This window comes from Oleiharenicola lentus (assembly GCF_004118375.1).
GTDB classification, from domain to species: domain Bacteria; phylum Verrucomicrobiota; class Verrucomicrobiia; order Opitutales; family Opitutaceae; genus Lacunisphaera; species Lacunisphaera lenta.
In genome coordinates this window covers 1,346,569-1,373,245 of record NZ_SDHX01000001.1, presented here as the reverse complement: position 1 = coordinate 1,373,245, position 26,677 = coordinate 1,346,569, and the positions used below count along the sequence as shown (strand labels likewise).

General features: G+C 67.5%; 28 protein-coding genes. 19 read left to right on the top strand and 9 right to left on the bottom strand.

What is annotated here, in order from left to right; translation table 11 throughout:
• The first annotated feature begins 158 nt into the window (after positions 1–158).
• Complete coding sequence (locus ESB00_RS05685; RefSeq protein WP_129046755.1) at positions 159–467, top strand: DUF1272 domain-containing protein; 309 nt, start codon at positions 159–161, stop codon at positions 465–467.
• A gap of 125 nt (positions 468–592) precedes the next feature.
• On the opposite strand, the gene ESB00_RS05680 is transcribed toward ESB00_RS05685, so the two are convergent.
• The gene (locus ESB00_RS05680; protein ID WP_129046754.1) at positions 593–1,078 is read right to left on the bottom strand and encodes an FKBP-type peptidyl-prolyl cis-trans isomerase; all 486 of its coding nucleotides are present in this window, start codon (positions 1,076–1,078) and stop codon (positions 593–595) included.
• A 90-nt stretch (positions 1,079–1,168) separates the two neighbouring features.
• Here ESB00_RS05680 and ESB00_RS05675 point away from each other — a divergent pair, with 90 nt between their 5' ends.
• The 5 genes from ESB00_RS05675 (at position 1,169) to ESB00_RS05655 (ending at position 3,994) form a co-directional block, all read left to right on the top strand.
• The gene (locus ESB00_RS05675; protein ID WP_129046753.1) at positions 1,169–1,498 is read left to right on the top strand and encodes a metalloregulator ArsR/SmtB family transcription factor; all 330 of its coding nucleotides are present in this window, start codon (positions 1,169–1,171) and stop codon (positions 1,496–1,498) included.
• Entirely contained in the window at positions 1,495–2,052 is a 558-nt protein-coding gene (locus ESB00_RS05670) for an SRPBCC family protein (protein ID WP_129046752.1), read from the top strand. Before ESB00_RS05675 ends, ESB00_RS05670 begins: the two co-directional genes overlap by 4 nt.
• 93 nt (positions 2,053–2,145) lie before the next feature.
• A complete protein-coding gene (locus ESB00_RS05665; RefSeq protein ID WP_129046751.1) occupies positions 2,146–2,868 on the top strand; it encodes a DUF899 domain-containing protein in 723 nt (240 codons plus the stop codon).
• Complete coding sequence (locus tag ESB00_RS05660; protein WP_129046750.1) at positions 2,852–3,088, top strand: hypothetical protein; 237 nt, start codon at positions 2,852–2,854, stop codon at positions 3,086–3,088. The genes ESB00_RS05665 and ESB00_RS05660 overlap by 17 nt, the downstream gene beginning before the upstream one ends.
• Positions 3,089–3,151: 63 nt before the next feature.
• A complete protein-coding gene (locus ESB00_RS05655) occupies positions 3,152–3,994 on the top strand; it encodes an HDOD domain-containing protein (protein WP_129046749.1) in 843 nt (280 codons plus the stop codon).
• Positions 3,995–4,000: 6 nt separating this feature from the next.
• On the opposite strand, the gene ESB00_RS05650 is transcribed toward ESB00_RS05655, so the two are convergent.
• Entirely contained in the window at positions 4,001–6,412 is a 2,412-nt protein-coding gene (locus ESB00_RS05650; protein ID WP_129046748.1) for an alpha-L-rhamnosidase-related protein, read from the bottom strand.
• 122 nt (positions 6,413–6,534) lie between these two features.
• Between ESB00_RS05650 and ESB00_RS05645 the strand changes: the two genes are divergently transcribed.
• The 3 genes from ESB00_RS05645 (at position 6,535) to ESB00_RS05635 (ending at position 9,398) form a co-directional block, all read left to right on the top strand.
• Positions 6,535–6,900, top strand: a complete 366-nt coding sequence (locus ESB00_RS05645; protein WP_129046747.1) for a DUF1428 domain-containing protein — start codon at positions 6,535–6,537, stop codon at positions 6,898–6,900.
• Positions 6,897–7,739: an endonuclease/exonuclease/phosphatase family protein gene (locus ESB00_RS05640; protein ID WP_218938687.1), complete on the top strand. Its 843-nt coding sequence runs from the start codon at positions 6,897–6,899 to the stop codon at positions 7,737–7,739. Before ESB00_RS05645 ends, ESB00_RS05640 begins: the two co-directional genes overlap by 4 nt.
• 159 nt (positions 7,740–7,898) lie before the next feature.
• Entirely contained in the window at positions 7,899–9,398 is a 1,500-nt protein-coding gene (locus ESB00_RS05635; protein WP_129046746.1) for an SLC5 family protein, read from the top strand.
• A gap of 219 nt (positions 9,399–9,617) precedes the next feature.
• Here the strand turns inward: ESB00_RS05635 and ESB00_RS05630 are convergent, their stop codons facing one another.
• A complete protein-coding gene (locus tag ESB00_RS05630; protein ID WP_129046745.1) occupies positions 9,618–10,016 on the bottom strand; it encodes a VOC family protein in 399 nt (132 codons plus the stop codon).
• A 145-nt stretch (positions 10,017–10,161) separates the two neighbouring features.
• Here ESB00_RS05630 and ESB00_RS05625 point away from each other — a divergent pair, with 145 nt between their 5' ends.
• From ESB00_RS05625 to ESB00_RS05610, 4 genes are all read left to right on the top strand, one after another.
• Positions 10,162–10,533 (top strand): Dabb family protein, encoded by a 372-nt coding sequence (locus ESB00_RS05625; protein ID WP_129046744.1) that lies wholly within the window; start codon positions 10,162–10,164, stop codon positions 10,531–10,533.
• A 159-nt stretch (positions 10,534–10,692) separates the two neighbouring features.
• A complete protein-coding gene (locus ESB00_RS05620; protein WP_129046743.1) occupies positions 10,693–11,652 on the top strand; it encodes a glycoside hydrolase family 43 protein in 960 nt (319 codons plus the stop codon).
• 211 nt (positions 11,653–11,863) lie between these two features.
• Positions 11,864–12,328: a hypothetical protein gene (locus ESB00_RS05615; protein ID WP_129046742.1), complete on the top strand. Its 465-nt coding sequence runs from the start codon at positions 11,864–11,866 to the stop codon at positions 12,326–12,328.
• A gap of 276 nt (positions 12,329–12,604) precedes the next feature.
• Entirely contained in the window at positions 12,605–13,513 is a 909-nt protein-coding gene (locus ESB00_RS05610; protein WP_129046741.1) for a hypothetical protein, read from the top strand.
• Between the two features lie 10 nt (positions 13,514–13,523).
• Here the strand turns inward: ESB00_RS05610 and ESB00_RS05605 are convergent, their stop codons facing one another.
• On the bottom strand, positions 13,524–15,644 hold the full coding sequence (locus ESB00_RS05605) for an outer membrane protein assembly factor BamB family protein (RefSeq protein ID WP_129046740.1): 2,121 nt from the start codon (positions 15,642–15,644) through the stop codon (positions 13,524–13,526).
• A 280-nt stretch (positions 15,645–15,924) separates the two neighbouring features.
• Here ESB00_RS05605 and ESB00_RS05600 point away from each other — a divergent pair, with 280 nt between their 5' ends.
• From ESB00_RS05600 to ESB00_RS05580, 5 genes are all read left to right on the top strand, one after another.
• A complete protein-coding gene (locus ESB00_RS05600) occupies positions 15,925–16,770 on the top strand; it encodes an alpha/beta hydrolase (RefSeq protein WP_129046739.1) in 846 nt (281 codons plus the stop codon).
• A gap of 105 nt (positions 16,771–16,875) precedes the next feature.
• Complete coding sequence (locus ESB00_RS05595; RefSeq protein ID WP_129046738.1) at positions 16,876–17,301, top strand: response regulator; 426 nt, start codon at positions 16,876–16,878, stop codon at positions 17,299–17,301.
• Positions 17,302–17,387: 86 nt separating this feature from the next.
• On the top strand, positions 17,388–19,547 hold the full coding sequence (locus ESB00_RS05590) for a M3 family metallopeptidase (RefSeq protein ID WP_129046737.1): 2,160 nt from the start codon (positions 17,388–17,390) through the stop codon (positions 19,545–19,547).
• Positions 19,548–19,638: 91 nt separating this feature from the next.
• Complete coding sequence (locus ESB00_RS05585; protein ID WP_129046736.1) at positions 19,639–20,043, top strand: response regulator; 405 nt, start codon at positions 19,639–19,641, stop codon at positions 20,041–20,043.
• 84 nt (positions 20,044–20,127) lie between these two features.
• Positions 20,128–20,553 (top strand): hypothetical protein, encoded by a 426-nt coding sequence (locus ESB00_RS05580; protein ID WP_129046735.1) that lies wholly within the window; start codon positions 20,128–20,130, stop codon positions 20,551–20,553.
• A gap of 12 nt (positions 20,554–20,565) precedes the next feature.
• On the opposite strand, the gene ESB00_RS05575 is transcribed toward ESB00_RS05580, so the two are convergent.
• Both ESB00_RS05575 and ESB00_RS05570 read right to left on the bottom strand, forming a co-directional pair.
• Positions 20,566–21,132: a pseudouridine synthase gene (locus ESB00_RS05575; protein WP_129046734.1), complete on the bottom strand. Its 567-nt coding sequence runs from the start codon at positions 21,130–21,132 to the stop codon at positions 20,566–20,568.
• Between the two features lie 86 nt (positions 21,133–21,218).
• Positions 21,219–21,869 (bottom strand): NADPH-dependent F420 reductase, encoded by a 651-nt coding sequence (locus ESB00_RS05570; RefSeq protein WP_129046733.1) that lies wholly within the window; start codon positions 21,867–21,869, stop codon positions 21,219–21,221.
• A 68-nt stretch (positions 21,870–21,937) separates the two neighbouring features.
• Between ESB00_RS05570 and ESB00_RS05565 the strand changes: the two genes are divergently transcribed.
• Positions 21,938–23,113, top strand: coding sequence for a hydrolase (locus ESB00_RS05565; RefSeq protein ID WP_129046732.1), 1,176 nt, complete (start codon positions 21,938–21,940; stop codon positions 23,111–23,113).
• Positions 23,114–23,320: 207 nt separating this feature from the next.
• Here the strand turns inward: ESB00_RS05565 and ESB00_RS05560 are convergent, their stop codons facing one another.
• The 3 genes from ESB00_RS05560 to ESB00_RS05550 form a co-directional block, all read right to left on the bottom strand.
• Positions 23,321–23,764 (bottom strand): Crp/Fnr family transcriptional regulator, encoded by a 444-nt coding sequence (locus ESB00_RS05560; protein WP_129046731.1) that lies wholly within the window; start codon positions 23,762–23,764, stop codon positions 23,321–23,323.
• Between the two features lie 136 nt (positions 23,765–23,900).
• Positions 23,901–24,554 (bottom strand): PAQR family membrane homeostasis protein TrhA, encoded by a 654-nt coding sequence (gene trhA / locus ESB00_RS05555; RefSeq protein WP_129046730.1) that lies wholly within the window; start codon positions 24,552–24,554, stop codon positions 23,901–23,903.
• A gap of 56 nt (positions 24,555–24,610) precedes the next feature.
• Positions 24,611–26,569 (bottom strand): tetratricopeptide repeat protein, encoded by a 1,959-nt coding sequence (locus ESB00_RS05550; RefSeq protein WP_129046729.1) that lies wholly within the window; start codon positions 26,567–26,569, stop codon positions 24,611–24,613.
• Positions 26,570–26,677 lie beyond the last annotated feature (108 nt).

The window sequence follows — 26,677 nt, the reverse complement described above, 5'->3', positions numbered from 1 at the left end:
CAGAAAGGGTTTTAGGTGACAGGCTGTTCATCGGCACAGCCTGGCCCGGACTTGAATGTGACGGGCAACGATGCTGCACCCGCCGTCCCGGCGGTCAGCTGTGCCGGCGCCACCGGTTCGCGACTCGACCCATCCGGATTTTCCGCGAATCTCGGGCCATGCTCGAACTCCGCCCCAGCTGCGAAAACTGCCACCGCGCGCTGCCGCCCGCCTCCACCGAGGCGCGCATCTGCTCCTACGAATGCACCTTCTGCGCCGACTGCGTCGAGGGCGTGCTCCTCAATGTGTGCCCCAACTGCGGCGGCGGATTCACCCCGCGTCCCGTGCGACCGGCCCGGAACTGGAAAGGCAACAACTACCTCGGTGCCGATCCGGCCTCGACCACCGTGAAGCACCGGCCCGTGGAGGCGGCAGCGCATGCCGCGTTCGCCGCGGAGATCCGGCTGATCGCACCGGAGCGGCGGTAAGACGAAACGGAGTTAAGTTCCGGCGTAGCCGCGTTGGAGCGAAGCGACAACGTGGTCGTCCCCTGACCACGCTTTCATCCCGCAAATGCGGGACTCAAACGCGGCTACGTCCCGGACTCGCCCCCCTACTCCCGCGGCAGCACCTCGAGCAGCTCCACATCGAACGTCAGGCCCGACACCGGCGGGATGCTGCCGGCGCGCATGCTGCCGTAGCCCAGGCTCGGCGGAATGTAGAGCACCGCGCGACCGCCGGGCTTGAGGTAGCCAATGCCCTCGGTCATCCCCCGCAGCAACTGGCTCAGCGCAAACTGCGCCGGCTTGCCCTTGGCACGGGTGTCATCGAATACCGTGCCGTCGGCCAGCGTCCCCGTGTAGTGGACGCGCACCTTGTCGGAGGCGGTCGGGGAAACGCCCTCGCCCGCCGTGATGAGCTTCACGCCGAGACCGCTGCTGCGCCAGTCGATCGCTTTATCCTGCGCCGCCGCGGCACCGAAGAACTTCTCCCGCTTCAGCTCCAGCTCGGACTTCACCGGCGCGGGCGGGGGCGGCGGTTCCTTGGGCGTGCAACCGGCGAGCAACAGGACGGCCAGAAGGGTAAACAAGCGCGACATGCCGCCAAACTAGGGCGCACAAGGACTCCGCCAAGACAGGATTTTCGTTTTAGTGCTTGCTTAATTAAGCGTTTGCTTAATATTTCCGCCATGCTCAGTCTCGAAGCCCTCGCCGATCCCACCCGCCGTCGCATCGTCGAGCTGCTCGCCCAGCGCGACCGCACCGCCGGCGAACTGGTTGACGAGTTTGACGTCAGCGCTCCCGCGATTTCCCAGCACCTCAACGTGCTCCGCGACGCCGGTCTCGTCGTCACCCGCGCCGAGGGCAAGTCCCGCATCCAGTCCCTCAACCCCGCCGGCCTCGACGAACTCGGCGCCTGGCTGGAAAAAACCCGCGCCTTCTGGTCGCGCCGCCTCGACGCCCTGGAGCGCGAGCTGCGCAGCGAGGACGCCGCCGCCAAGAAAGCTTCCAAAAAATGAAATCCACGCCCGACAACCAGGCCCACGCCCAGTTCAGCTCGCCCGGCGAACTGCGCATGGTCCGCCTCCTCCCCGGCCCGATCGAGCGGGTCTGGGACTACCTGATCAATCCCGAGAAGCGCATCCGCTGGCTCTCCGGCGGAATCTTCGAGGCGAAACCGGGCGGCAAGATCGAATTCATCATGCACCATGCCAAGCTCGCGCCGGGCGAGACGCCGCCGGAGAAGTTCAAGCACATCCACGACCCCGGCGTGACCTTCGGCGGCCGCGTGCTGCGCTGCGAACCGCCCCGGCTGCTCGTCCACACCTTCGGCGGCGACGACTCCGAGGTGACCTTCGAGCTGACCCCGCAGGGTTCGCAGGTGCTGCTCGTGCTCACGCACCGCGCCAAGGGCGAGGATCTGCCGGATCTCTGCAACTTCGCCAGCGGCTGGCATACGCACTGTGCCCTGCTCATCGCCGAGTTGGCGGGCAGCGCGCGTCCGCCGCTCTGGGCCACCCACTCCCGCCTGCTGCCCGAATACGAAAAACTCCGCGCCGCGGCGAAAGCCTAGCCCTCCGCCGGCCTAACCTCCGCGACTGCCATTCGAGACGTCCTGCGTCTCCCGGGCGGAGCCATGCCTTGCTCTTTCCCTCAACATCAACCCATGAATACCACATCACCCACCGTCACTCCTGCCCAATGGCTCGCCGCCCGCCGCGAGCTGCTCGGCGCCGAGAAGGAACTCACCCGCCAGCGCGACGCCCTCGCCGCCCGCCGCCGCGCCCTGCCCCGGGTGAAGATTGAAAAAGCCTACCATTTCGACTCCGAGCGCGGCCGTGTGTCGCTCGCCGACCTGTTCGCCGGCCGCAGCCAGCTCATGGTCCAGCATTTCATGCTCGGCTCCGGCTGGGACGAGGGCTGCAAGAGCTGCTCGTTCATGATGGACCACTTCGTCGCCACGACCATGCACCTCGCCGCGCGCGACGTGAGTTTCGCCGCCGTCTCGCACGCGCCGCTGGCGGAGATCCTGCCCTTCAAGCGGCGGATGGGCTGGAACGTGACCTGGGTTTCGGCCGCGGCGACGGACTTCAACGAGGATTTCCACGTGTCGTTCACGCCCGAGGACGTCGCCACCGGCCGGGTTTACTACAACTACGGTCCGCGCCCGTTCCCGCACGAGGAGGCGCCCGGCATCAGCATCTTCGCGCGCGAAGACGACGGCACGGTTTACCACACCTACTCCACCTACGGCCGAGGCGTCGAGGTGGTGATGGGCACCTACCACCTGCTCGACCTCGTGCCCAAGGGCCGCGACGAAGCCGGCCTCGACTACGGCATGGAATGGGTGCGCCACCACGATCGCTACGATCATGCGCCGGTCGGCTGAGCTGCTGCGCCGCGGCCTCATCCCCTTCGCCTGCGCGGCCTTGCTGCCCAAGTGCGGACTCTGTCTGCTGCCCGGTCTCGCCCTGCTCGCCGGCGGAGTCGAGCTGTGCGGCAGCGGGACGGCCACCGAGCCCGCCTGGCCATCCTGGCTGGCCGGCGCGGGTGGCATCCTCCTGCTGGGCTGGCTGGCGCTGAGGGTGCGTCGGCGCCCAAGGCAGTGAACCGTTCCAGCACACCCGTGGCCCCCTCAAGTCGGGCCGACTTGGTGCCGTTGTCAGGGGTCCATGTTGCAGACACCTGTTTCACCCGCCGAACTCATTGCCGCCGCCAAGGAGCTGCCGGGGGCGCCGCGCCTGCTCATCGAGCTGGGCACGCTCATCAACGACCCGGGCACCGACGCCCGCGAGGTGACCGAACTGCTCAAGCAGGACCCCGCCCTCGCCTCGCGGCTGATCCGCATGGCCAACAGCGCCGTCTATGCGCGGGCGGAACCCGTTTCCTCGACCGAGGACGCCGTCAGCTGCATCGGCTTTGCCGAGGTGCACCGCCTGGTCGGCGCGCTGGCCTCCGTGCAGCTGGCCGAACAGAAACTGCCGCTCCACGGCATCGACGCCGCCCGCCTGCGGCGCATCTCGCTGTTTGCCGCCGTCCTGATGGAGGAGCTGGCCGTCCCGGCGGGCGAAAGTCGCCGCAGATGCTACACGGTCGGCCTGCTCCGCTCCATCGGCATGATGGCCTTGGAACTCGTGCCGCGCACCGGCGGGGCCATCCAGCCCTTCAACCCCGCCGCCGGCCAACCCATCGACGAATGGGAAAAGGCCCACTGGGGCCTGGACAATTGCGAAGCCGCCCAGGTCATCCTCAAGGAGTGGCGCCTGCCCCACGAAACCGTGATCGCCATCCGGCACCACTATCGCCCCGGCCAGCTGCACAACCCGATCATCCACCTGCTCGCCCTGGCCGCGGCCTCCGCCTCCGACCGGTTTGAAGGCATCGCCGGGGAGGAGAGCTATTGGCAGCCGAGCGCCGACAATTTCCGCAAAGCCGGCCTGGAAATGCGCGACTACCAGATCGCGTCAGAGCGCGCGCAGCGAACCTTTCAACGTCTCGAAACAGCCCTCGGCTGACGCGGCTCAGGGCAGGCGCAGGCTTTGCGCTCCGCCGCGCAAGGCGATGCTCTTGCCGCCCCACTCCAAGCTGCCGGTCACACCCTCGGGCAGCGTGACGTCGGCGTGCAGACCGGCGCCTTCGCGCCGCAGCGCCACGACGATCTCGCCGCGCGGGTGCGGCATCTTCGCGGATGCCTGCTGGAGATGGCCAAGGTGCGGGGTGATGCGCACCGTCGCGAAGCCGGGCGAGCCGGGCTCGATGCCGCAGACGGTCGCGAGGAATTCATAGACCGGCGTCGCGCTCCACGCGTGGCAGTCGGAGCGGGTCGGGTCGGGTTTCTCGGCAAAGGTGGTGAGTCCGCGCGCGAGCATGTCGTGCCACTGGCCCAGACCGGCGAGATACTCGTCGCCGAGACCGGCCGCCTTTTTCGCCCGCAGCAGGTAGAATCGGAAATACGTCGTCGCCTGGATCAGCGAACGGTCGGCCTCCACGCGCTGCATGAGATCGCGGGCGGCGTCGCCGGTGACCGCACCGGAGAGCACGGCAAAGACGTTGGCGTGCTGGCTGAAGATATCCTTGGCTGGCGTGTCGGCGTAGAGCCGGCGGGCTGAATCCCAACAATGGCGGTTCACCGCGGCGAGCAACGCATCGGCGATTCGCCCATAGCGGGCGGCCAGCTCGGCCTGTCCGAGCGCGCGGCAGAGTTCGGCCGCACGCCGCAAGGTGCCGGCGTAGTGGAGCGTGACGATGCTCGACCCGCCGGTGCGGGCTCCGCTCGGCTCGCCGCCGATGCCCATCGCCTCGTTCCAGCCCCACTGGTCGGCCCAGTCCACAAAGGTCCAGTAGGGCAGCGGCCCGAGCAGGCCGGTGGCGGGATCGATCTTCGCCTCGAACCACGCGAGCACGGACTGCACACCGGTGAGCCGCGCCCGCAGGAAGGCGTCGTCGCTGCGGTGCCGCCAGTAGTCGTGCAGCATGTCCACCCAGAAGAGCGAAAACGTGTTGATAAGCTGCGGGCTGAAGGACGGATAACGGCTCTGCGTGAGCCCCTCGGGGAGGCGCGAACGGTCGTAGAGTTCGAGGGCGTTGCGCACGAGCCGGTCGTCGCCCGACACGTAGAGCGAGATGAGCGCCTGCAGGCGCGTGTCGCCGACGTATTGGAGCTGCTCGTAGTAGGGGCAGTCCACGTAGGTGTCGATCGCGCACAGCCGCGCCGTGCGCCAGCCGACCTCCCAAATCTTGGCCAGCGCCGGATCGTCGCTGGTGAATCGTGCGTTCTCCTTGAAGGGATAACCGGTGAACACCCCGCTGAGATCCTCGATCGTGAGCGGTTCGGTGCCGGTCTCGAGGTCGAGCTGCAGGTAACGGTAGGTGCGGAAATCCATCGGCGCGAAAAGCCGGCGCGTCCCGCCGTCGGGCCGGAAGCGGTCGCCCAGGCCGCGCAGCTCGCGGCCCTGGTGCTCGTCGCGGTGACCCTTCTGGCCCTTCGCATCGAAGAGTCCCTCGGCGTAGCGCAGGGTCACGCTCGCGCCGCGTCCGCCGCTCACGGTGAGCTGCGGGTAGGCGTTGGTCAGGTGGCCCTGGTCGAGCAGAATCGCGGCCTTGGTGCCGGCCGGCACGGTGAACGGCGCGGCCTGGGCCGGAAACCCGGCGGGAAGCGTCACGCCGCTGGCGCGCACGACGCGCGCGAGGCGCTCGGGCGTTTCCTCGAGCAGCGGAATCGAACGCGGCTTGAGCCAGTAATCCACGTCGGTGCCCCACCCGTGCGGCAACCCGTGACCGAGCACGCGCGGCGTGCTCCAGCCGTTCTCGGCAAAACCCGTCTGCTGCCAGCCCCACGGATGCTTCGCCGCGTCCACCTCGTCGCCCGGCCCCACCACGACGAACGTGTGCAGCCGGTCGCGATCCGCCCGGAACGGCGCGTAGGCGTCGGCCCGCGTGACCTTCCACGCCGCACCCGTGTCGGCGACGCGCTCGGCGGCCGTGTCGCCCTGCAGGAGGAACGCCGTGCGCAGCCCCATGCTCGGATACGGCGCGAGGTCACCGTAGCCGATGACCTGCGCGGCAATGACGTTGGTGCCGGACTTGAGCCAGGGCGCGAGGTCGAGGCTCTCGTAGCGCCACTCGGCCGGATCACTCGCCTGCGGGCCGCGCAACACGGGCTCGCCGTTCACCCAGAGCCGGTAGCGGGCATCGGCCGTCACATGCACGACGAAGCGCGCGGGTTTCGCCGCCAGATCGAAATTCCGGCGAAAGAGCCAGACGCCATAGTCCGCCTTTGGCGCCGCCGGGTGCGTGATCCAGCGGGCGGACCAGCGTTTGGCGAGGAGGTCGGGCGCAGGAGCCGGCCGGCCGCGGTCGGCGGAGGCCGCCGCGGCCATTAACAAACCAAGTGAAGTGATCGCGATCAAACCGCTCAGGCCTTGGGGTAGCATGCGGCAAGGCTGCGCCGCGGCGCGTGGGCTGACAAGCCCGCGGGAGGACTTTGCGCTCGTCAGCCATCGCCCGGCTGAGCCATGCTGCCGGCAGTTTCAACCCACCACCCCAGGAGGATGCCATGCCCCGCTACGTCGATGGTTTCGTGATCCCGATCAAGAAAAGCAAACTCGCCGCCTACCGCATCATCGCCACCAAGGCCGGCAAACTGTGGAAGAAACACGGCGCGCTCGACTACGTCGAAGCCGTCGGCGACGACCTGAAGATCAAGGGCATGGTCTCGTCCTTTCCCAAGATCGCAGGCCTCAAGCCCGGCGAGACCGTGTGCTTCTCGTTCATCACCTACAAATCCCGCAAGCACCGCGATGCGGTGAACCGGAAGGTCATGGCCGATCCGCACATCAACCAGATGTGCGATCCGAAGAAAAACCCCTTCGATTTCACGCGCATGAATTACGGCGGCTTCAAGGCCCTCGTGGATTTATGAGACCCCTGCTTGTCCTGCTGCTCGGCCTGACCGCGACCCTGGTCCGCGCCGCCGAGGCACCGCTGGTGCTGAAGGCGATGACCTACAACCTGCGCTACGCCAGCGACCGTGCGCCCCATGCGTGGCCCGACCGCCGGCCCGTGATGCAACAGCTCATCACGCGCGAGGCGCCGGATGTGATCGGCACGCAGGAAGGCCTTTACCCACAGCTGCGCGAACTCGCCGCCGGTTTACCGGACTACGAGTGGATCGGCCTCGGCCGCGCGGGCGGCAGTCAGGACGAGTTCTGCGCGATCTTCTACCGGCGCGACCGCTTCGAGCCGGTCGCTTTCGACCACCTCTGGCTGTCGGCCACGCCGGAGGTCGTGGGCTCGATCACCTGGGGTCATCGTTTCCGCCGGATGGCCACCTGGGTGCGCCTGCGCGAGCGCGCCACCGGCCGCGTGTTTGAAGTCTGGAACGCCCACTTTGACCACGAGGTCGAGGAGGCGCGGCAGAAGTCCGCCGCGCTGCTGCGTGATCGCATCGCCAAGGTCGAGGCCACGGTGCCCGTGGTGCTGGTGGGCGACTTCAACTGCCTCGCCGGCGGCAGCCGCGCCCACGCGATTTTCACGCAGGAGGGCGGCCTGACCGACACCTGGGACGCCGCGCCGCAGCGCGCGAACGCCACGCTGAACACGTTCAACAACTTTGAACCCGCCAAGCACGAGGGCGAGCGCATCGACTGGATCCTCGCCCGTCGCCCCGCCGCGGTCGACGCCGCCGGCATCGTGAATTACGACGGGCTCACGCAGTTCCCCAGCGACCACTTTCCGGTGACGGCCACGGTGCGGTTCTGAAGTTTTCAAGTGGGCGGCCAGCTCGCTGGCGCCACTCCATCAGCATACGTGGCGTGAGCAAGCTCACCGCCCACAAGACCCTTCCGGACTGTCCCACCGCGAAGTCGTTGAGGTGCCGGCCACGCTCGGGCAGCAACCCTCCACCCCACCCCAACCTGCATGTCCGCTTCCGCGCTGGTTCAATTCGTCGTCTTTCTTCTCCTCACCGGCCTCGTCGGCCTGATCACCTGGCTCCAGTGCCGGCGCGTCAAAAGCAGCGGCGATGAGGTGCGCGACCAGTTTCTCGCCGGCGGCGGCCTGAGCTGGGTGTTCATCGCCGGCTCGCTCACGCTGACCAACATCAGCACCGACACGCTCGTCGGCTGGAACGGCAACCAGATGCTGCTCGTGCTCTGCTGGGAACTGGCCGGCGTGCCCGGGCTCATCCTGCTGGCGAAGGTCTTCGTGCCGCTCTACTACAAATACAACTGCACGACGGTCACCGAACTGCTCGAGCGGCGCTACGGCGGCAACAAGCACATCCGCGCCACGGTCGGCGGCATCTTCCTGCTCGGCAGCGTGCTGATCTTCCTGCCGGCGATGCTCTACACCAGCTCGCTGCTCATGAAGTCGCTCTTCGCGCTCGACGTGCCGCTGGTGGCCATCGCCGCCGTGACCGCGATCATCGGCGCCGCCTACTCCATCGGCGGCGGCCTGCGCGCGGTGGCGGTGTCCGACACCTGGTGCGGCGTGCTGGTGTTTGGCATGGCGCTGCTCGTCGCCTTCCTCTCGCTCAACGCCACCGGCTGGAGCCTGGCCAACGTGCCGCCCGAGCGACTCACGCTCATCGGTGGGCCCGATTCCGTGCTGCCGTGGCCGACGCTGCTCACCGGCATGATCTTCACGCAGCTCTACTACTGGAGCACGAACCAGACGATCACCCAGCGCATCCTCGCCGCGCCGAACATCCGCGAGGCGCAGAAAGGCGCCTATGGCGCGGCGGCCATCCGCCTGCTGCTGGTGCCGCCGATGGTCGTGATTCCCGGCCTGTGCGCGTGGCAGCTGTTCGGCCCGCTGGGCGACGCCACCTACGGCCGGATCGTGGCGCACGTGCTGCCGGCGTGGCTCTCGGGCGCATTTGCCGCCGCGATGTTCGCCGCGGTGATGAGCAGCTACAACTCCACGCTGAATTCCGCCGCCTCGCTCTATGTCTGCGACCTGCATCGCGCCTACGTCAACCCCACCGGCGGCATCGGCCGACTGAGCACGTGGCTGCAGGTGGGCTTCGCGCTGTTCTCCATCGCGCTCGTGCCGTTCTACGCCGGGGCGGAGAGCATCATTCAGCTCATCCAACAGCTGCTCGGCCTCTTCAGCATGCCGATCCTTGCGGCCTTCATCACCGGCCTGCTCTTCCGCAACGTGGACGCCCGCGCCGTGATCGCGACGCTCGTCTTCGGCGCAGCGAGCTATGCGCTGCTGTCCTTCGGCTGGCCCGCGTGGCACCAGGCCGGCGTGGTGGCCCTGAAGCCGCCGCACTTCCTGCACCTGATGTTCGTCAACCTCTGGCTGTGCGTGGGGTTCGCACTGGTTTTGAACCGCCTGGCCTTCGGCCGTCGCGCTGAATTCGAATGGACAGCCTTTTCCCGCAGCAATCTGCGGGCCTTCTTCTCGACCAATTAGGACGCCGTCCAGAAGGACGGCGTTCAACTCGGCACCCGTGCGGCCTGGCGGGAAGTCTGGACCGTGCTCCGCGCCTGAGCCGGGAATGAGGCCGCGCATCCCACGAGCAAGAGACAGGACCAACCGGTGGTGCGCGTTGCTCCCCAACGCGCAAAGGATCTCCGCTGCGAAACAAGCGCCCTGAGGAGCAGGGCGCTCCACCTCAACAGCCCTACCCGTTCAGGCCCGCTGCAACAGGTCCCACTTGTTGCCGTAAAGATCGCGAAACACCGCCACCGTGCCGTAGGGCTCGCGACGAGGGGCCTCGTCGAAGACCACTCCTGCCGCCAGCATCGCCGCGTGATCGCGCGCGAAGTCGTCGGTTTCCAAAAAAAGAAACACGCGGCCGCCCGCCTGCCGGCCCACGGCCGCCGCTTGCTCCGGCGTGGCCGCCCGGGCCAGCAGCAGAGATGGCCCCGCTTCCCCCGCGCCCGCTGGCGCCACGCGCACCCAGCGCTTGTCCGGCCCGAGCGGCGTGTCCTCCAGCAGCCGGAAACCCAGCTGCCGCGTGAAAAACGCGACCGCCTCGTCGTAGTCACGCACGAGAAAGGTCACCGCACCGAATTGTTGCCGGGCCATGCCGGTGATTCAGACCGGTTGCCGGAGGCGGTCAATCCGGTCCGCACACAGAACGCCCTTGCGGAATCTTGATTCGCGATTCCTCTAGGCCCGGACGCCACCGCCCCCCGGCGGCGCGTCGATCCATCGAAAACCACACCCCACCATGAAGAAACTCCTCCTCACCCTCCTTGCCGCCACCTTCCTTTCTCTGGGCGTGGCGACCGCCACCGCCGCCGACGCCGCGCCCAAGAGCGTGATCCACGTCGTCTCCGTCAAGTGGAAGGCCGACGCCACGCCGGAGCAGATCAAGGCCGCCCTCGACGGCGTGCATGCCCTCCAGAAGGGCTACCCGGGCATCACCCGCGTCTGGACCAACACCATCAAGAAACAGGGCGACTGGTCCGCCGTGTTCGTCATGGAGTTCGCCAGCGCGCAGGCCCTGAAGGACTACTCCGGCAGCGACGCCCAGAAGGAGTGGTATAAGAGCTACCTTCCGATCCGCGAGCGCAGCAACACGCACGACGTGACCAACTGAGAGCCTCCTCAGGCCAGTGCGCCCTTCCGACCGCCCCCGACCCGGGGCGGTCTTTTTCTTGCCCACCCCTTTCCGTCCAACCGGCACCCGTTCTGCTCTAACAAGCGAATAAAATGCACCTAGCCAAACTCGCCGTCGGGGTCCCATCCTCGCCCCCTCATGCCTGATACCCCGCTGATCTCGCATCTCTACACGGCTGATCCTTCCGCGCACGTTTTCAACGGTCGGATCTACATCTATCCCTCCCACGACCGCGAGGGCAACATCCCCGACAACGACCTGGGCGACCAATACGACATGGTGGACTACCACGTCTTCTCGATGGATCGCGTGGGCGGAGCGGTCGTGGACCACGGCGTGGCCCTTGACCTGAAGGATGTGCCCTGGGCCAGCAAGCAGCTCTGGGCGCCGGATGCGGCTTTCCGGAACGGCAAATACTATCTCTATTTCCCCGCCCGCGACAAACAGGGCGTGTTCCGCATCGGCGTGGCCGTCGGTGATCGCCCCGAGGGTCCCTTCAAGGCCGAGCCGCAGCCCATCGCGGGCACCTTCAGCATCGATCCCTGTTGCCTGAACGACCACGACAGCGGCCGCGCCTGGCTCGTGTGGGGCGGCATCTGGGGCGGCCAGCTCCAGAAGTGGCGCAAGGGCAGCTTTGATCCCAACGGCGAGGAACCCGCCGCGTCCGAACCGGCCCTCGGCCCCCGCATCGCCGAACTGGGCGACGACATGAAGTCCTTCAAGGGCCCGGTGAGCGAAATCCAGATCCTCGACGAGCAGGGCAAACCGCTCCTCGCCGGCGATCACGACCGCCGCTACTTCGAGGGCCCGTGGATGCACAAATACCGCGGCGTTTACTACCTGTCCTATTCCACCGGCAACACGCACTACCTCGTCTATGCGACGGGCGACAACCCGCGCGGCCCTTTCACCTACCGCGGACGTTTCCTCGAGCCCGTCATCGGCTGGACCACGCACCACTCCATCGTCGAGCACGGCGACAAGTGGTGGCTGTTCCACCACGACGCCTCGCTCTCCGGCGGCAGAAACCACCTGCGCTGCGTGAAGGTCAAGGAACTCACCTACTCCGCCGAGGGCCTGATCAATCTCGTGCGCTGACCCTGTTCAGTCTCAGCTTCATCCAGGCCGTCCTGCGGGGACGGCCTTTTTGTTGGCCCCTGTCGACTGGAGTCGGGGTCGGTGAGCCCGGACCGGTCTGACCGAGGCCGGCACATTCCTGACAAGAATCCCCTCCGACGGGACGCACACCCGCCTTTCGGCTTCACTCGCGGGAAGGGTTCGGCACCTTGGCGGTGTTATGCTTCGCGCCATGTTCATCAAGCCAGCCCTCACCACCCTCCTTGCCGCCGCCCTCTTCCTGCCGTTTGCGTCGGCCGAAGCCAACAAGGAGCCCTCGCCGGCCGCCAAACCCGCCGCCAAGAAACTCGTCCTCGAAAAAGGCACCGGCGCGGCCGAAATCCGCAAGGCCTACGGCACACCGGATCAGATTTTGCCGATTGAATCTCCCGACAAGACGCTCAAGGCGGAGCAGTGGATCTACCGCCGCAAGGCCAAGGAGACCGTCACCCAGGAACACCTGGCCGACAACGTCGAGGTTTACACCTTCACGACCAACGTCACCAACGGCAACGGCACGCCGCAGCCGGTGAAAATCTCCACCCCGGTGCTGAAATCCAAGCGTGTCACGCTCTATCAGGTCACCAGCTTGCTGATCGTCGCCGGCCAGCTGGAACTCGCCAGGGTCCACCAGGAGCAGGAAGAGAGCTACCTGTAATCCGGAACCACGCAGTCGGGCCCCCATCCTGACTGAAATGCCCGAACCGATTGGTTGTAGGGCGGGATAAATTGCAGTGTAGCCGCTTTGGAGTACCGCGACAAAGTGGTCGTTCCCTGACCACGCTTTCGCCTGCGGCTTAAGCGCGGCTGATACAACTCTTCTGACTGCGCTAGGGCGGAACCCGAATCCGGGCCGAAGGCAGATATAAATATAAACGGGCCGTCGTGGCTTTTTCGAAGGGCGCCGTCCGCTTCAGGTGTTACGCCCGATGTGATGAAATCGCGCCTCCCCTTCGCCTTACTCGGTGCAGTCCTGGCGGCGGCCCTGCCCCGAATCCTCGCTGCCGAGGACGAAATCACCGCCGTCAGCGCCTCCGTTTACAACGGCTACCAGCGCACGCTGCTGGCCGACGGCTCATTCAAGCCCGAGCTCATCGCCTTCGGTGAAGGCGGACTGGCCGCAACCGCGAGCAAGGATCCGGACCTCGAAGGCATGTCCTTCCCGCAGATTGCCCGCACCCTCGCTCCCGCGCTCGCGCGCCAGGGCTACGTGTCCAACCCCGACCCGGAAAAGACCGACCTGCTGGTGATGGTGTATTGGGGCGGCACCGCCACCGACAGCCGGACCGCCGCCGGTTTCGCGATGGGCGCCGCGCCGATGCGGCCGCCTCCGCCGCCGCCCCGGGTCATCGCCGTAGGCCGCGTGCGGGTTTACGTGCCGAACAACGCCCCGGCCTCCGCGCCGCCACCCAGCCCTGATCAGGGCGCCTACGACACGATGGCGAGCATGCAGAACCGCGAGCGCGACCGGGACAACCAGCGCACCGCGCACCTGCTCGGTTACGGCGATGCCTTTGAGCGCGCCTCCCGCCAGCCCAACGGCCGCACCTACCTCGACCTCGTGGACGAGTTGGAGGACCCGCGCTACTACGTGATCCTGCAGGCCTATGATTTCCGGCTGCTCTGGAAGGAAAAGAAGCATCGCCTGCTTTGGGAGACGCGCTTCAGCATCCGCGCCCGCGGCCACGCCTTTGACGGGGCGCTCAACGCGATGACCCTTGCCGCCGCCCGCCATTTCGGTCGCGCCACCTCGGGACTCGATCGCCTGGGGCCGCCCGCCGGCGAGGTGAAGCTCGGCGACCCGGTGTTCAAGGAATACCTTGAGCCGGGAGCGAAGCCCTGACGGTCTCCGTTCACTTCGGCAGCGCGAAGGCCACGTAGGCGTCGCCGCTCTTCGTGCCCATCTTGCCGCCGCCGCAGGCGATCACGATGAACTGCCGCCCGCCCGCCTCGTAGGTCGCGGGTGTGGCGTAGGCCCCGGCGGGCAGCTTGAATCGCCACAACTCGCGGCCGGTCTTCGGATCAAAGGCCCGGAAATATTCATCCCGGGTTGCGCCGATGAAGAGCACGCCGCCCGCGGTCACGAGCGGTCCACCGTAGTTTTCCGTGCCGGTGGTCGGCACACCCTTGGCCGCGAGCTCCGGGTATTCGCCGAGTGGCACGCTCCAGCGGTATTCGCCGGTGTTCAAATCAATCGCGTTCAGCGTGCCCCAGGGTGGTTTCACGGCCGGATAACCCTCGGGGTCGAGCCAGCGGTTGTAGCCCGTATGCGTGTAGGGCGGCGGCACGGCCACGCCGGGCGCACGGTCCGGCATCCACGTCACCCACTCCGCGGCTTTGGCGGAATTGTCCGGGCGGTTCGGCGGCGCGTCGCCGAGCAAAAAGCCGGTGACCGCCTCGCGCTGCTTCTCCGTGAGAAAGCCCCAGGGCGGCATCACGCCGCGGCCCTTCGTGATCACCTCGAACACCTGCTCGCGGGTCAGGCGCTGGCCGATGTCCGTGAGCGCGGGAATGCTCGCCGCCGGGTTGCCCTCGCGGTTCACCCCGTGGCAACCAATGCAGTTCTGCCGGTAAACCTGCTCCCCCGGTGTGGCTGCGCCGCCCGTCTCCACCATCGTGAGGATCCAGGCCATTTCGTTGCTGTTCACGTAGAGCACACCCGCCGGGTCCACCGCCGAGCCGCCCCACTCCGCCCCGCCGTCGTAACCCGGGAAGATGATCGTGCCCTCGCGGCTCGGTGGCATGTAGGGCGTGTGCGGCCTCAGCCGCGCGAACTGCTGCAACACCGCCCGGTGCGCCTCGGGCGTGCGGTCGGTGATCTCGTTGACCGTGAAATGCTGGCGCGCAAACGCCGCGGGCTTGGCCGGCACCGGCTGGGTGGCGGCGGTGAGTTCACCGGCCAGGTCGGAGGTCGGGACCGCGATCTCATGGATCGGAAACAGCGGCTCGCCCGTCTCGCGGTGGAAGACGAACACGTGCCCGGACTTTGTCGTCTGCGCGACGGCGGGGATTTCCCGCCCGTCGCGGCGGATGGTGAGGAGGTTCGGCGGCGAGGGCGGGTCGCGGTCCCACAGGTCGTGGCGCACGAACTGGTAGTGCCAGACTTTTCGGCCCGTGGCGGCGTCGAGCGCGAGCAGGGTGTTGGCGTAGAGGTTGTCGCCATGCCGGTCGCCGCCCCAGAAGTCGAAGGCCGCCGAACCGACCGGACAGAACACAAGGCCGCGCTCCTCATCCAGCGTCATGCCGGTCCAGACATTGGCCCCGCCGACGCGCTGCCAGGCATCGGCCGGCCAGGTTTCATGACCGGGTTCGCCCGGGTGCGGAATCGTGTGAAAGGTCCAGACCAGTTCGCCCGTGCGCACGCTGTAAGCGCGGATGTGCCCCGGCGCGGCCGGCGCCGGTCCCTCGCCGGCGCGGAAACCCACGATGATGAGGTCGCGGAAGACGACACCGGGCGTGTTGGCCTGGATGGCGAGGCCGGTGGCGTCGCGACCGAGGCCTTGCGAAAGATCCACGCGGCCGCCGTTGCCGAAAGTCGCAATCAACTGGCCGGTCTTCGCGTCGAGCGCGTGCAGCCACTGGCCGTTGCCGAAGAGGATGCGCCGCTCCGTGCCGTCGGTCCACGTCGCGAGACCGCGGTTGAGGCCGTTAGGATTCTCCGGAGCGAAGCGCCACAGTTCGCGCCCCGTGGCGGCGTCGAGCGCGAACACCTTGGTCTGCGGCGTCGTGCCATAAAGCACGCCGTCGAGGATCAGCGGGTTGCACTGGATCTGCGTGGATCCCTCGCGCAGGTCGCCGGTGTTGAATGTCCAGGCCACCTCAAGCTGGGTGACGTTGGCCGGCGTTACCTGTGTCAGTGTCGAATAGTGGCTCGCCGCCTTGTCCCCCAGGTAAACCGGCCAGTCACGTCCGGCCGAGGCCTGCAGACACGAGCAGCCGCCGGCTGCGAAAAGCGCGAGGAGGGGTAACCGCATGCCCCCGACAGTTAAAACCCCCTCCGCCGTTGTCCACCCGATACCCGCACCGGCCCCGGCTCCCATCCCGCTTCCTCCCCGTCAGCCACTCCGCCACCAATGTTCGTATTACGAACATTGGGCCGGGTTTGGCGCCGTCGCCCGAGGGAGACGGCCCTGCGAATGTTCGTAATACGAACATTCGCAGGGCGGAGTGCGGGAGGACGGGTCTGGGCCTAACCGGGGCGGGTGCGGGAGGTTGCTATTTTCTGACGGCGCAGGAGTGTCTGGGGCGAAACCCATGCGCCTGCTGTTTTGCTTTGTGATGCTGGTTGCCGTCTTCCGGGCGGAGCAATCGACCCGCGGGCTTGTTTTTGCGCAGGCGGGCGACACCACCCTCAAGCTGGATCTTTACCGGCCGGACGGGGCTGCGGCGGGGGTCGTGGTCTGGGTGCACGGCGGAGCCTGGCGCAGCGGGTCGCGGGAGAGCGTAGATCTGAAGGGACTCACGGCACTGGGTTGGGCGGTGGCCAGCGTGGACTACCGCCTGTCCACCGCGGCGAAATTCCCGGCCCAGATCCATGACATCAAGGCTGCGATCCGCCACCTGCGCGCCCACGCCGGTGAGCTCGGCTTGCCCACGAACCGGTTCATCATCGCCGGCTCCTCCGCAGGGGCGCACCTCGCCGCGCTGGTGGGCGTAACCAACGGCCATCCCGGGCTCGAGGGCACCGTGGGCAGCGACCTGAAAATCTCCTCCGACGTGCAGGCCATCGTCAGTCTCTATGGTGCGAGCAACCTCACCACCATTCTCGCGCAATCCACGTCGCACGGCCTGAGCGTGCGGCAGCCCGCCCTCGACCTGCTCCTCGGCGGTCAACCCGACGCCGTGCCGGAGCTCGCGCGGCTCGCCAGTCCTGTGTTCCACGTCGATGCCGGCGATCCGCCCCTGCTGCTCATGCATGGTGACCAGGACCCACAGATGCCGATCAACCAGTCGCACGAGCTGACCGGCGCCTACGAGTCAGCCGGACGGCCCGTGGTCTTCAAGGTCGCGCACGGTTCCGCGCACGGCGGCCCGGCCTTCACCAGCGAGGCGAGCCTCCGTCTGATCGACGCGTTTCTGCGGGAGCACTTGCCGCGCTGAAAGTCTTCGGACCGTCGCAAGGCGACCGCGAGGGCGGGTTTTATTCAAAGGATTTTCGCAGAACATTTCGCAACCGGGCGTTTCCAAGGAGGAACCACCGACGAGATGACTTCCTCCGCCCCTTTCGTTCCCGCCGCCGCCAGCTTTCGTCCGAAGACCCGACCGCTGCGCATCCTCTACGCCGAAGACGTGCGCGAGCTGCGCGAACTCATGGGCCATGTGGTCGGCGCCGACGGACACATGCTCGAAACCTGCAGCAACGGGCTGCTCGCCTGCACGCATCTGCGCCTGGTGCCGTTCACCTACGACCTCGTGATCACCGACCACCACATGCCCGTGATGAACGGCCTGGAACTGGTGGAGGAAATCCGCCGGCTGCCCTACCCGGGCCGCATCATCGTCTTCAGCTCCGAGCTCAGCGAATCCGTGCACGAGGAGTATCTCGCACTCGGCGTGGACCGGGTGTTGGCCAAACCGGTGCGCCCCCAGGAACTGCGCGCGGTCATCGCCGAGCTGTTTCCGACCCTGTGAGCGGTGGAGCCGGCCCGCAGGTGGCCGGCTGGTTTATGACACTTGCTTTCGGGCCAGGGGGAGACTGTGTTTTGGGGAAATTCTGCATGAACCGCCCATTCCGCCTGCGTCATCTGCCTGTCCTCCCCCTCGTCCTGCTCGCCATCCAGCCCGGCAGCGCGAGCCCCGCCCCCGCCTCTCCCATGTCTGCCAATCCCCTGCTCAGCCCCAGCCCGCTCCCCTACCAACTGCCGCCCTTCGAGTTCATCAAGGACGAGCACTTCCAGCCCGCCTTTGAGCAGGGCATGGCGGAGAGCCTCCGGGAGATCGACGCCATCACGTCCAATCCCGCCGCCCCCACCTTCGACAACACCATCGTCGCCCTCGAACGCACGCGCTCCCTCCTCAACCGGACGAAAATCGCCTTCGAGACCCTCGTGCGCGGCAACACCAACCCGACGCTGGACCGGCTCGACGCGGTCATGGCCCCGCGTCTCGCGGCGCACACCGATGCCATCAACCTGAACCGCGCGCTGTTCGCACGCATCAAGGCCCTGCATGAACGTCGCGCCACCCTCGGGCTCGACCCCGAGTCACTCCGCCTGCTGGAGCGCTACTACAAGGACTTCGTCCGCGCCGGCGCCCTCCTCCCCGAGTCCGACCAGAGCATCCTGAAGGCCATGAACACCGAGCTCGCGTCGCTCTTCACGCAGTTCAAGCAGAACGTCCTGAAGGAAATCGGCGCCTCGGCTGTGCTCGTTGACACCCGGGAGGAGCTCGCCGGCCTGTCCGAGCCCGCGATCACGGCTGCGGCGGCGGCCGCCAAGGCGGCCGGCCACGAGGGCAAGTTCCTGCTGCGCCTCACCAACACCACCGGCCAGCCGCCGCTCGCCCTGCTCACGAACCGCGCCGTGCGCGAGAAGCTCATGGCCGCGTCCCTCGCCCGCGGCAGCCGCGGCGGGGAATTCGACAACCGCGAGATCGTCGTGCGGATGGCGAAGCTCCGGGCCGAGCGCGCCGCCCTGCTCGGCCACCCCAATCATGCCGCTTACCAGCTGACGCAGCAGACCGCGGGCACCGTGGACGCCGTCAACCGGCTCCTGACCCAGCTCGCCGCGCCCGCCGTGGCCAACGCCCGTCGCGAAGCCGCCGCCATGCAGAAGCTCATCGACGCCTCCGGCGCCCCCCACCCTTTGGGCGCCGCCGACTGGGCGCTCTACGCCGAGCGTGTCCGCCAGGAACGCTACGCCTTCGACGAAAACGATCTCCGCCCCTACTACGAGCTGAGGAGCGTGCTGGAGAACGGCGCGTTCTACGCGGCCACGCGGCTCTTCGGCATCACCTTCAAGGCCCGCCCCGATCTGAAGGGCTACCACCCCGACATGGTGGTTTACGAGGTCTTCAACGAGGACGGCTCTCCGCTGGCGCTCTTCCTCGGCGACTTCTACGCCCGCCCCAACAAGCGGGGCGGCGCGTGGATGGATGCTTACGTCCCGCAGAACGGGCTCGAGGGCAATCGCCCCGTCATCGCCAACCATCAGAACATCCCGAAGCCGCCCGCCGGCCAGCCCACTCTGCTGACCCACGACGAGGTCGAAACGCTCTTCCACGAGTTCGGCCATGCCCTGCACGGCATGTTCTCCGCCACCCGCTACCCGAAGTTCGCCGGCACCAACGTGCCGCAAGACTTCGTGGAATTCCCCTCCCAGGTGAACGAGATGTGGCGCATCTGGCCCGAGGTGCTCGCCCACTTCGCCAAGCACTACCAGACCGGCGAATCCATCCCCCAAGCCCTGCTCGACAAGCTCGCGGCCGCCGAGAAATTCAACCAGGGCTTTAAAACCACCGAAATCGTTGCCGCCAACGTCATCGACCAGGCTTGGCACCAGCTGAAGCCCGAGGAGGTGCCGGCGCCCGACCAGGTCGCCGCCTTCGAGGCCGACGCCCTCCGGAAGGCGGGTGTGGACTTCGTCCCCGTGCCGCCGCGCTACCGCAGCACCTATTTCTCGCACATCTTCTCAAGCGACGACTACTCCGCCGGCTACTATTCCTATTTCTGGAGCGAGGTGCTCGACGCGCACACCGTCGAGTGGATCAAGCAGAACGGCGGCCTCACCCGCGCCAACGGCGAACGGTTCCGTTCGGCCCTACTCTCGCGCGGCGGCAGCCGCGACGCCATGGAACTTTTCCGCGCCTTCACCGGCAGCGAACCCGACATCCGCCCGCTGCTCGAGCGCCGCGGCCTCGTGCCCGAGACGGCGAAGTAGCACGCAAAAAACGATTGGCAGGTTTTTGACAGAAGCCTGCGCGACAACCGGGAACTATTGTGTTAACGGTTGTCTTGTTCCCCACCTGGTCATGACCACCTCCGTCACCGAATCCGCCAATTCTGGAGCCACCCGCAAATCCCTGCGGGTGCTCTACGCGGACGACATGAAGGAACTGCGGCAGCTCATGGAGATCGTGCTCGGGCGCGACGGGCACGTGGTTGATTCGGTCGCCGATGGCAGCCTCGCGCTGGAGCGCGTGAGCAAGGACCTGCGGGCCTACGACGTCGTCATCACCGACCATCACATGCCCACGATCAGCGGGCTGGAGCTGGTGGCGGGACTGCGCGCGCTGAACTATCCCGGCAAGATCATCGTCTTCAGTTCGGAGCTGAGCATGACGGTGGACGAGGCCTACCGCAGCCACCGGGTGGACCACATCCTGCCGAAGCCGATCTTCCCCTCCGACCTGCGCGCGATCTTCGCCTCGCTCTGAGCCGGTTGGCGCGGCGCCTGCCGCTCGGATCGCTCCGCGAATCCGGTTGAAACCGGGCCGCTCTCTCGGCCATACCGTGCCGCGATGATGCGCCTGCTCCCCTTCCTTTTTTTCTCCGTGCTGCTGGCCGGCTGCACCTCGTATCAGACCATGCCGGGCTCAACCCGCCGGCTCGAGGGCAAGCAGCGCTACTTCGTGGTCGCCAACGGCAATGACAGCCGCGGCCTCGAGCACCGCATCGTGGCCTCGCTGCGTTCCCGCGGCCTGTCCGCCGAGTCCGGACCGCACACGATGATGCCCGACGACACCCAGGCCGCCGTCACCTACCGGGACCACTGGGCCTGGGACTTCGGCGAACGCCTGGTGCATCTGGAAATTTCCGTGATGGAACGGGGCACGCCCCAACCGATCGCGACGATCAGCTACAGCGCCAAAGTCCCCGGCCGCCAGACGGCGGCGGAGATCGTGGACGAGCTGATCGGCCGGCTGCTGCCCGCCGCCCCGCGCTGACCGCACCCGTCGTCAGGCGAAAACCGCCGCGCGCTCCGCGGCGGTCAATTCGCGCCATTCTCCGGGTGCCAGGTCGCCAAGCAGAAACTGCCCGGTCCGCACGCGCACGAGACGCAGCGTGGGGTGCCCGACCGCGGCGGTCATGCGGCGCACCTGCCGGTTCTTGCCCTCGATCAGCTCAAGCGCGAGCCAGCTGTCGGGCACGCTCTTCCGCACCCGAATCGGCGGATCGCGCGGCGCGATCGCCGGCGCCGGATCAAGCCGGCGCGCCGTGCAGGGTTGCGTGCGATAGCCGCCGATGCTCACACCCGCCGCGAGTTTCTTCAGCGCCTCGTCGGCCGGCACGCCCTCGACCTGCACCCAATACTCGCGCCGGTGCCCGGCTGCCGGGTCGAGCAGGCGCGAGTTGAGCCCGGCCTCGTCGGACAACAGCAGGAGGCCTTCCGAATCCGCATCCAGCCGCCCCAGCGCATAGACGCGCGGCGGGAGCTTGAAATCCGCCAGCGTGCGCCAGCGCGATCCCGGCTCGGGCGTGAACTGCGAGAGCACCCCGTAGGGCTTGTGGAGGGCGATCACCATGCCCCGTCAGGAAACACAAAGGAGCCAGGAAGCGAAGTTCGATCCCTCGGCTGCCTTGCGGCCCGGTGTTTCAATCCGGACAACCCTCAGCGCCGCAACACGCCCCAGGTGAAGTTGGGGTTGCGGCCGTTGCGGATGGCGAGGCGGATCCACATCAGCGCGAGCGGCTCGAGGCTGCGCGCCATGCCGAGACCGCCGGTGTCCACCGGTTCGAACCCGAGGTCCTTGGCCAGTTTCTCGACGATCTCCTTGGCCTCGTCGTCGTCGCTGCAGTGGAACAGCGCCGGCTTGAGGTCGCCGTAACCCGGGTAACCGGGGTTGGCAAAATTCTCCCAACCGTAGGTGTTGAAGGCCTTGGCCACGCGCGCGCCATCCGCGAGGCGCGCGATTTCCTCGGCCCCGGAGGTGGACGAGCCGAGCGAGAGGCTGAGACTGCCCTCGGCGTTGAGGGAAAGCGGGTTCGTGGCGTCGATGATGATCTTGTTGCGCACGTCGCCCATGGCGCTGATCACCTCGTTCACCGCCTGCCACGGCGTGGCGAGCACCACGACGTCGCCGACGCGCACGGCATCGGGAATCATCGCGGAGCTGGCGCTGGCCCCGATCTCGGCGAGCGGCGGCTGGGTCTTGCCGACCCCCGGATTGCGCACCCCGAAGATGATCGTGTGTCCGGCCTTCGCCCAGCTGCGGCCGAGCGCCCCACCCAGATTGCCCGCGCCGATGATCGCAATTTTCATGGTGACCGCAGGTTGACGTTTCCGCGGGCTTTGGCAACCACACAGGCGCAACCGTCCCAGTTTCTGCCATGGCCCATCCGGAAATCATCACCTCCCTGCCCAAGCGCGCGACCGAGCTGCGGGATCTGCTCGTCCGCTGGTGCAACCAGAACTCCGGCAGCGCCAGCCCCGCCGGGCTCGCCGCCATGCTGAAACTCCTGCAGGCCGAGTTTGGGCGGCTCGGACCGGCGGAAGCCGTGCCGCTGGCCGACACCTCCGCGCAGGCGCTGCGGGTGCGGGTGCGCCCCGGGGCGCCGTTGCAGATCCTGCTCAGCGGTCACTACGACACGGTCTACGATGCCGATCATCCTTTCCAGACCTGCACCCAGCTCTCCCCGGAGAAACTGCGCGGCCCGGGCACATCCGACATGAAGGGCGGCCTCGTCGTGATGCTGGCCGCGCTCCAGGCCTTTGAGAAAACCCCGCAGGCGGCGCGACTGGGTTACGAAATCCTGCTCGGCCCCGACGAAGAAACCGGTTCGCAGGGCACGGCTCCGCTGCTGGAAGAGGCCGCGAAACGCCACCGCTTCGCGCTCGTGTTCGAGCCCGCCCGCGCCAACGGCGATCTCGTCAAATCCCGCAAGGGCACCGGTATCTTCACCCTCACCTGCCACGGTCGCGCCGCCCACGCCGGCCGCGCCCCCGAGGCCGGCCGCAACGCCATCCTCGCGCTCTGCGACATCCTGCCGCGCGTCGAGGCGCTCACGCGCGAACTGCCCGGCGTGATGGTGAACATCGGCTCCGTCCGCGGCGGCGGGGCGGCCAACATCGTGCCCGATTTTGCGGAGGCGGTCGTCAACGCCCGCGTCACGCACGCCGGTGACGACGCGAAGTTCCTCAAGCGCCTGCACGAGATCTGCGCCCCCTGGCACGCCCGCGAGGGCTACCGGCTGGAGATTGGCGGCGGCTTCAATCGCGGCCCCAAGGTGGAGACGCCGGCCGAAACCGCGCTGTTCCAGGAGTGGCGCAAGGGCGCGCGCGAACTCGGCGTGGATTTCGACTGGCAGCACGTGGGCGGTGGCTCCGACGGCAACATCCTCTCCGCCGCCGGCCTGCCCAACCTCGACGGCCTCGGCTGCGTGGGCGACCACCTGCACAGCCCGGAGGAATATTGCCACCTGCCGAGCCTCACGCAGCGCGCCCAGATCGCGGCGCTCTTCCTCCACCGCGTGGCCGCGGGCGAGATCGCGCTGCCGGGGAGGTAAATTCCCGGGAGGCCGGAGTCGGGAGCACCGGAAGATAGTGCCCTGTTTCTTTGCTCGTCATCCTGAGTGGAACGAAGGATCCAAGGTGTCGGCGTGACCTTCAACTCCGCTTGGATCCTTCGCGCGGCTCAGGATGACGGTGAGAAAGTTTGGTCCTGCCTCCGGCCTCCGGTCTCCTGCCTCCCCGCTCCGCGCGGCTCCGCCGCGCTAATGCTTCACGTGGCAGAAATCGTCGTCGATGTGCCGCAGCCGGCGCGCGAGGTCCCGCGCGATGTTGAGCATCACGATGCCGTATTGCTCGGGTCGCTGCCGGTAGAGCTTGTAGAAGTCCACGCCCCGCAGCGTGCAGACCCGCGTCGGTTCCAGCGCGATCACGCTCGCGGAACGCGCCACGCTCTCCACCAAACTCATCTCCCCAAAAAAATCCCCGGGGCCGAACTCGGCCAGCTGCACCGCCGGCGCCTTCATGACCCGCACCCGGCCCGAGCGCACGAAATACATGCGGTCACCCGGCGCGCCCTCGCGCACGATCACGCTGCCGGCCGCATGGGTTTCCTCGGAGGCAAGTCCCTGGAGAAACTGCACCGCCTCGTCATCCAGCCCGGCCATGACGGGCAAACGGCGGATGAAATTGTCGGTCGGATCGGACATGGGGTGACGCGCCTTCCGGGGTAAAGGCAGGCTACCCGCCCCGCGCCCAAAAGCAACGACCGACCGTGGCGCCAGGTGGCGCCCGCGCTCCGGGCGGGCTTTCCGATCCAGCCGGCGCGGAGCGCAGGCTCCACCCTTATTGCGGCCCCGAGGGCACGACGTGAAAATACACCGCGGCCCAGTGGCAGATGCTGCCGCCCAGCACGAACAGGTGCCAGATCGCGTGGTGATAGGGCAGCCGCTTCCAAAGGTAGAACACCGCCCCGCCCGTGTAGCAGAGCCCGCCGGCCACGAGGAGTTTCATGCCGTCGGCCGACAGCGCCGCCATCAACGGTTTGATCGCAATCATCACGAGCCAACCCATGGCGAGGTAGATGAGCGTCGAGACCACCCGGAAGCGTCCGGCAAACCAGAACTTCAGCGTCACGCCGACGACCGCCAGCCCCCAGACGACGCCGAACAGACTCCAGCCCCACACCCCGCGCAGCGTCACGAGCACGAACGGCGTGTAGGTGCCGGCGATGAGCAGGAAAATCGCCGCGTGGTCGAACTTGCGGAGCAGGAGCCGCCGTTTCTCGCTTTCAACGCTGTGATAGGCGGTGGACGCCGTGTAGAGCAGCACGAGCGTCGTGCCGAAGATCGCGGTGCTGACCACATGCCAGGCGTCGCCATGCCGGGCGGAGGCCACGACCATCAGCACCAATCCCGCCACGCCGAGCAGCGCCCCCACCCCGTGCGTGAGGCGGTTGGCCAACTCTTCGGCTCGCGGATAGCTGGGGGCAGTGCTCATGGTGCTCAGAAAGGCACAGCCCCGCCACCGGCACGAGTGCAAAGGCCGCGGTCCGATCAACGCGTCAGCTGCCGGGCACGCGCCAGCGCGTCGGCAATTTCGCGATCCCCGGGGCGGGCGCGGGCCAGGATCTCCAGATGCGTCCGCGCCTCGGCCGGGCGGTTGAGATGCAGCAACAGCAGCAAGGCCAGCGTGCGCCGCGGCTCGAAATAATCCGGCTGGTGGCGTAGCGCCGTCTCGAACTCCTCCAAAGCCTCGGGTAATCGGTCGAGCTCGAGCAGGCTGTTGCCGAGGTTGTTGTGGGCCTCCGCGTAGTCCGGCCGCAGGCGCACCGCTTCGCGGTAATAAGCCGCAGCCGCCTCAAACCGCCCGAGCGCCGCGGCAGCGTTGCCCGCGCTGAAATGAAACTCGCCCACCCCGGGCTGCGCCCGAATCGCGGCTTCAAACTCGGCGAGGGCTTCGGCCGGGCGGCCGGATTCCATCAGCAAATCCCCCAAGTTGCGCCGCGAGGCGCCATGGGCCGGTTCCAAGCGGAGCACTTCGCGGTAGGCGGCCATCCCCTCCCGCGGTCGCCCCGCGCGGGCCAGCACGACGCCGAGGTTGTAGTGCGGCTCCGGCGCCGCCGGATCGAGTGCCACGGCCCGCCGCAAATGTTGCTCCGCCTCGGGCAAGCGCCCGGCGGCCAGCTCGGCGAGGCCGAGGTTGTGATGGGCGCGGACATTGGCGGGGCGTTTCGCGAGCGTATCGGCCCACAGGCCCTGCGCCGTCGCGTAGTCAAAATTGCGCGCATACGTCACCCCCGCCCAGATCACGGCCAGCCCTGCCGCCGCGATGCCCGCCCGCGACCCGAGCAGCCGATGGAGCCCGATCACGATGAGCATGACCGGCGCGAGCAACGCCAGATACATGCGGTGCTCGGCCATCGTCTGGGTGGCCACGGGCACGAAACTGGAGCTTGGGGCCAGCAGCCCGAAAAACCAGGCCCCAACGAGGCCAATCACCGGACGCCGCACCAGTGCATAAGCGACGGCCACCAGCAAAAACACGATGACGGCGACCTGCCACCAGACCGCCCCGAAGCCGGCCACCGTGGCCGTGCCGTAGTCAAAGACCAGCGGTTGCGGCCAGAGCGTCAGCCGCAGGTAATGAATAATGGCCTCGCCCTGCGTGAGCGCATAGGTCCACGGCGACACCTCCACCCCAAAGCCCGCCGTGCGGCCGCGTCCGCCGGTGCCGGCCACGAGCCAGGCGAGCAGCAACCAGGTGGCGGCGAGCGGGAGGTAACATTTCCAGCGCACCTGCCAGGCCCGGCGAAACGTGCCGGCCACCAAGGTCCGGTCATACAAAAAAATCATCAGCGGCGCCATCACCATGACCTCCTTGCAGGCCATGCCGGCAAGACAGGCCGCCACCGACAGCGTCAGCCAGGCCAGCCTTCCCTCCTCAGGTTTCAGGTTTCCCGTTTCAGGTTTCTCCGTCGCCCGAATGAAAGCATACAGGGCGACCAGGAAACACAGCCCCATCAGCGCCTCGGCCCGCTGGACAATGTAGGTGACCGCAGCGGTCTGCAGCGGGTGCAAGGCCCACAGCGCCGCGACACTCAGTCCCGCCGGCAAGGCCACCGAACTCCACCGCGGCGCCAGGGCCGGCAACAACAGGCTACGCCGGACCACGCCAAACAACACCAGGGCGGCGGCGGCGTGAATCAGTAAATTGACCGCGTGGTAACCGGTGACGGATTCCCCTCCGAGGGCATAATTCAGCGCCAGACTCAGGTTCACCAAGGGACGCCCGCTGACGGTCACGCCGCCATCGCCCAGCTCCGGCGCCAGCACCCGGGTGAGCGGCCAGAGCGCACGGATGCTCTCGTTGTGCACGATCGCCGGCAGATCATCGAACACGAAGGGGCCCCTGAAGCTGTTATGATAGGCCAACCCCAGCAGGAGGAGCAGCCCCGCTGCGCCCAGCCAGACTCCACGGCGGTCAGCAGGCTTGGGCGGGGGTGTCTGGGTCACGCCCCCGGATAGGAAGCAGGAATGCCCGCGAAGAAAACTGTTTTCTCCAGCCGATTCCCCGGGTCCGACCGGAAGACTGCACATGCTTGGCAAAAGGTATGCTCAGCG